The sequence below is a fragment of the Microcoleus sp. bin48.metabat.b7b8b9.023 genome (genome assembly GCF_013299185.1).
Lineage (GTDB): Bacteria > Cyanobacteriota > Cyanobacteriia > Cyanobacteriales > Microcoleaceae > Microcoleus.
This window is the reverse complement of record NZ_JAAFKG010000008.1, coordinates 35,130-39,812: the sequence shown is the minus strand read 5'-3', so window position 1 is coordinate 39,812 and position 4,683 is coordinate 35,130. Positions and strand designations below refer to the sequence as shown.

2 protein-coding genes are annotated in these 4,683 nt (G+C 48.6%); one reads left to right on the top strand and one right to left on the bottom strand.

Features of this window, described 5'->3' with window-relative positions:
• Window positions 1-194: 194 nt before the first annotated feature.
• Window positions 195-2,936, bottom strand: a complete 2,742-nt coding sequence (locus QZW82_RS06930; RefSeq protein WP_293146449.1) for a DEAD/DEAH box helicase — start codon at window positions 2,934-2,936, stop codon at window positions 195-197.
• 206 nt (window positions 2,937-3,142) lie between these two features.
• Here QZW82_RS06930 and QZW82_RS06925 point away from each other — a divergent pair, with 206 nt between their 5' ends.
• Window positions 3,143-4,309, top strand: a complete 1,167-nt coding sequence (locus QZW82_RS06925) for a succinylglutamate desuccinylase/aspartoacylase family protein (RefSeq protein ID WP_293146628.1) — start codon at window positions 3,143-3,145, stop codon at window positions 4,307-4,309.
• The last annotated feature ends 374 nt before the right edge of the window (window positions 4,310-4,683 follow it).

Below are 4,683 nucleotides of genomic sequence, written 5' to 3'. Positions count from 1 at the left end.
TTGTAGTGAGGACTTTAGTCCGCATTTAGGAAGGACTGAAGTCCTCACTACAAACCTTACTTACTGTTTGTAGTGAGGACTTTAGTCCGCATTTAGGAAGGACTGAAGTCCTCACTACAAACCTTACTTACTGTTTGTAGTGAGGACTTTAGTCCGCATTTAGGAAGGACTGAAGTCCTCACTACAAACCTTACTTACTGAGTTGCAGCTTCATTTACGGGGAATCGATCGATCAACTGCATCGCCCGACAAGCATTTTTCCGCAAAGAATCGGAAACATGAGGAACATGAGGAATCTGAGACAAGAAATCCAAAGTCCGGCGCAAAATCCGCACCACATCCCCTTCATCCAAACTCGTGTGACTAATCAGTTCCAGCCATTCCACGCCCAGAGCCCACTGTTCCACCAAAGTCACTATATCCCGTTCCAGCCAAATCGGGATCGCAGCTTCGTGACGGTACTGTACTTGAAACAACCGGCGGCGCAGCCCTTTTTGCAGGTTGTCCAAAGGCGCCAAAACTTCCGGCGACAGCGAGTAATGAGTCCAACTGTCAGGCCGAGAAACTTCTGTAACCAAGGCCGCGCAAGCAGCAGCGAGGTGGTGGGGGTCGAGTTCGTCAAACTCGGCAGACATCAGGGACAAACCCAGCCACAGTTCATTATCACCGCGAATGGCGGCGCAAGCTTGACCCAAGATTGTGGGTACCAACCTGTCGGAGGAGTCATCTCGGTTCCCATCTGGGGAAATTACTCTTTCCAAACATCCGAAATTTAGCAAGATGTCAATTAAGTTGAGAAATTGCTCCCAGTAACGAGCTCGCTGCTTTTCTAAGTCTTGTTCGGCTTTGCGGATTTCTTTTTTCAATTCTTCGCGGCGGCGCTGGCGCTTGAGCAAAGTACCGGGATTGCCCCATTCGAGAACTGGGTGAATTTCTAGTTTATCTTCTAGGGCGACGATTTTCTGCTGTTGCTCGATCGCCTCTGGGCTCGGTTCCGGTGCGGGCAATTCTGGGATCGATTGAGCAATTTCCACAGTTTCTTCACTTCCCAAGCGACACTGGCCGAGTCTCAGGGTCAATTCGGGAGGCGGGTTTAAGCCATCTGCGACACTCAAGCGTGGCAGTTGGGCGTGGAGGGTGGCAACATCGCTAATGGCGACGATATACCAGCGGTTGTCTTTGCCCAAACATACCAAATTTGGTGCTTGGCCGGAACCTGGGATTTTGGCAACCAGTACGGCGGGGACTGGGGTTGTGTGCGATCGTTTGGCTGTCGGGACGTGTTTGCCCTTCAGACTCAGAACCGTGCCTAGCACTGCAAAAGCTACAGCTACGGACATCTCCTTAATGCGCGTTTCTTCTGCTTGCTGCAATAGAGTTTTCAGCAAACGTTTGTCTTCTTTGAGCCTTCCCTGCAATTTTTCGTAATGGGCGAGTTGTTTTTCCAGGGTAGAGACATTACCTCCGGCGGCTAGGGACTCTTCGAGCACCGCTAATTCTGCCAGCAACCGATCTAATTCTGATTGCTGCGGTTGCAAGTACAAGGTAGAAAGGTATTGACCAAAACTGCGTTCTACCAACTCTTGAGCTTCATCAAGCGTGTGAGTTTGCAGCAAATTCAGCACCATGCCGTAGCTGGGCGTAAACTGACTGGCAAGGGGGTCGGCCTTGGCTGTTGCCAAATAGGAGGCTTCCTTTGCGCCTTCAAAGCGGGTCTGAACTGCGACCACGTGCCCCAGCTCGTCCATGCCCCGGCGACCTGCCCGACCGGCCATTTGTAGGAATTCTGAAGCGTTTAGCAGTCGGTGTCCCTTGTCGGTGCGTTTGGACAGGGTGGAAATGACGGTGGTGCGGGCGGGCATATTGATCCCGGCTGCGAGGGTTTCGGTGGCAAATACGACTTTAATCAAACCTCTGCCAAAAAGTTCTTCTACTAAACCTTTCCAGGCGGGCAAAATGCCTGCGTGGTGGGCGGCGATGCCTTTTAAAAGTGCTTCTTTTTGACCGAAACGTTCTGCTTCTGGGTTGCGCTGTAAAAAATCGTCAATAATGCGTTTGAGTTCGGCTGTTTCGGCTTCGTTAACTAGGGAGAAATTGCCTACTTCTGCTACTGCTTGGTCGCACCCGCGACGGCTGAAGATGAAGTAAATTGCTGGTAGCATATCGCGATCGTCCAACCGAGACAAAACATCGGTCAAAGTGGGAGTCGGAATGCTACCTCTTTCTGATTTTTGCTGCTTCTTTTTGGGGACTAATCGCGGATTAGCTCTTTTCCCAGTTTCGTCTAGCAGGGGAAATATCCCTTTTTGATTGGCGAAGTGGAATTGTAGCGGCACTGGCCGAAAGTCTGAGTAGACAAGCTCTGTGGGCCCGTGGACTTTGTTAATCCAGTCTGTGAGTTGGTCGCTATTGGCAACGGTTGCTGAGAGGGCGAGGAGTTGAATTTCGCTGGAACAATAGATGATTGATTCTTCCCAGACTGTACCGCGCTGGCGATCGTTCATGTAGTGACACTCGTCGAGCACCACGGTTTCGACTCCGGTGAGGGAAGCACCGACAGCGCCAATGGGCGTACCATAGAGCATATTCCGAAATATTTCGGTAGTCATCACCAAAATTGGCGCATCTCGATTGAAGGAGATGTCGCCCGTCAGCAAACCTACCATCTCGTCTCCAAATTGATTGCGGAAGTCCCGCAGCTTTTGGTTGGACAGAGCTTTGAGGGGAGTGGTGTAGAAGACGCGCCGCCCTCTTGAGAGTGCTTGATGGATGGCGTATTCGCCGATTAAAGTTTTCCCTGAGCCCGTGGGAGCACACACGACAACGGATTTACCTGCATCGAGGGCGGCGATCGCATCTCTCTGAAAGTTATCTAGCTCGAATGGAAATATGGTCTTCAGATCCAGCTCTTGGCGGTTCTGGGAAGCGTTAGGCACAAGGATTATTATGAGGTTGCAGGGTAAGTATGCTTAAATCTTGCCGAAAGCAAGGCAGCAGAGGACAACTGTATTGATTTTAGGCCAACGCTCGCAAATCGGCTATTAAGTCATTAGTCATTAGTCATTAGTCATTAGTAACAATTACCAATGCCCGATGCCCGATGCCCAATTCCCTGTTTGCCCAACTCCCAATTACTCTGTGTATGATTCCTGTTATTTCAACTATTCCTGTGGTGCAGCTTGCTTCGGGCGATCGGCTTTCGCTGCAAGTTTATCAGTTTCGAGGTGCCGTTCCCGGCAAAAAGGCTTACATACAGTCTAACCTCCACGGTGCCGAAATTAGCGGCAATGCTGTAATTCACCAGTTAATTCAGTTGTTAATGTCTTTGGACAGCGATCGATTAATCGGGGAAATTTGGCTGGTGCCGGTTTGCAATCCTGTCGGTGTCAGCCAGCGATCGCACCATTTCTCGCCCGGCCGCTACAATCATTATGACGGTGCAGATTGGAACCGAATTTTTTGGGACTTTGAAAAAGCAGGCGAAGATATTCAGGCTTTTGCGAAGTCTCAGATCGATCGCGATGCTGATACGATCAAAGTTAACTACAGAAAAGAGATTGCTTTGAGTTTTGCGAAACAGTTGGCAAAAATCAATGCTCCCAGTTGCAGACCCTACAGCGAAATTTATCGATACAAGCTGCAATCTTTGTGTTTGGATGCCGATTACGTGCTGGATTTGCACAGTTCGACGAATCAAGCTGTAGATTATATTTACTGTTTCAGTTCCCGCGAGGAAAGCGCGAAGGCCTTTTTGCTCGATCGCGGAATTTTGTTCGACGAATATGACGGCGATGCTTTTGATGAGGCGTTTCTCAAGCCTTGGCTGGCGCTGGAGAAGAGTTTAGCAGAGTTGGGAAGTGCGATCGTCTTTGATGTCGAAGCTTGGACATTAGAATTAGGTTCGGGAATGCAGATGAATCCCGAGTCTGTGTCAAAAGGCTTGCGGGGGATAAAAAATTACTTAGCCAGTAAAGGTTTGTTGAAAATTGAAGGATTTCCCCTCCCGGAAACGGCGGCGCACCCCATAATTTTGACAGACAAAAAATCTGTGTACAAATATTATGCTCCGGCGGGCGGTATGATTCAATGTCGGGTGGAATTGGGGAGTTTTGTCAAGAAGGGCGATCGACTTTATCAAATTCTGAGTTTTAACAAGAATGGGGAACTTCCGAGTTTAGTTGAGGTTTGTGCGGAGTCGGATGTTTTTGTTTTTGATGTTTCGACGAATGAGTCGGCAAATCAAGGGGAATATGTGTTGTCTGTGATGGTTTGTAGTAAGGACTTTAGTCCTCGGATTGATGCGGACTAAAGTCCTCACTACGAACCGCTTTAATATGAAAGATTGATATTGTGATGGTTTGTAGTAAGGACTTTAGTCCTCGGATTGATGCGGACTAAAGTCCTCACTACGAACCGCTTTAATATGAAAGATTGATATTGTGTTGGTTTGTAGTAAGGACTTTAGTCCTCGGATTGATGCGGACTGAAGTCCTCACTACGAACCGCTTTAATATGAAAGATTGATATTGTGTTGGTTTGTAGTAAGGACTTTAGTCCTCGGATTGATGCGGACTAAAGTCCTCACTACGAACCGCTTTAATATGAAAGATTGATATTGTGTTGGTTTGTAGTAAGGACTTTAGTCCTCGGATTGATGCGGACTGAAGTCCTCACTACGAACCG

Excerpts from the sequence above, each read along its gene's own strand:
- QZW82_RS06925 (WP_293146628.1), top strand. The coding sequence starts at position 3,143 with ATGATTCCTGTTATTTCAACTATTCCTGTGGTGCAGCTTGCTTCGGGC.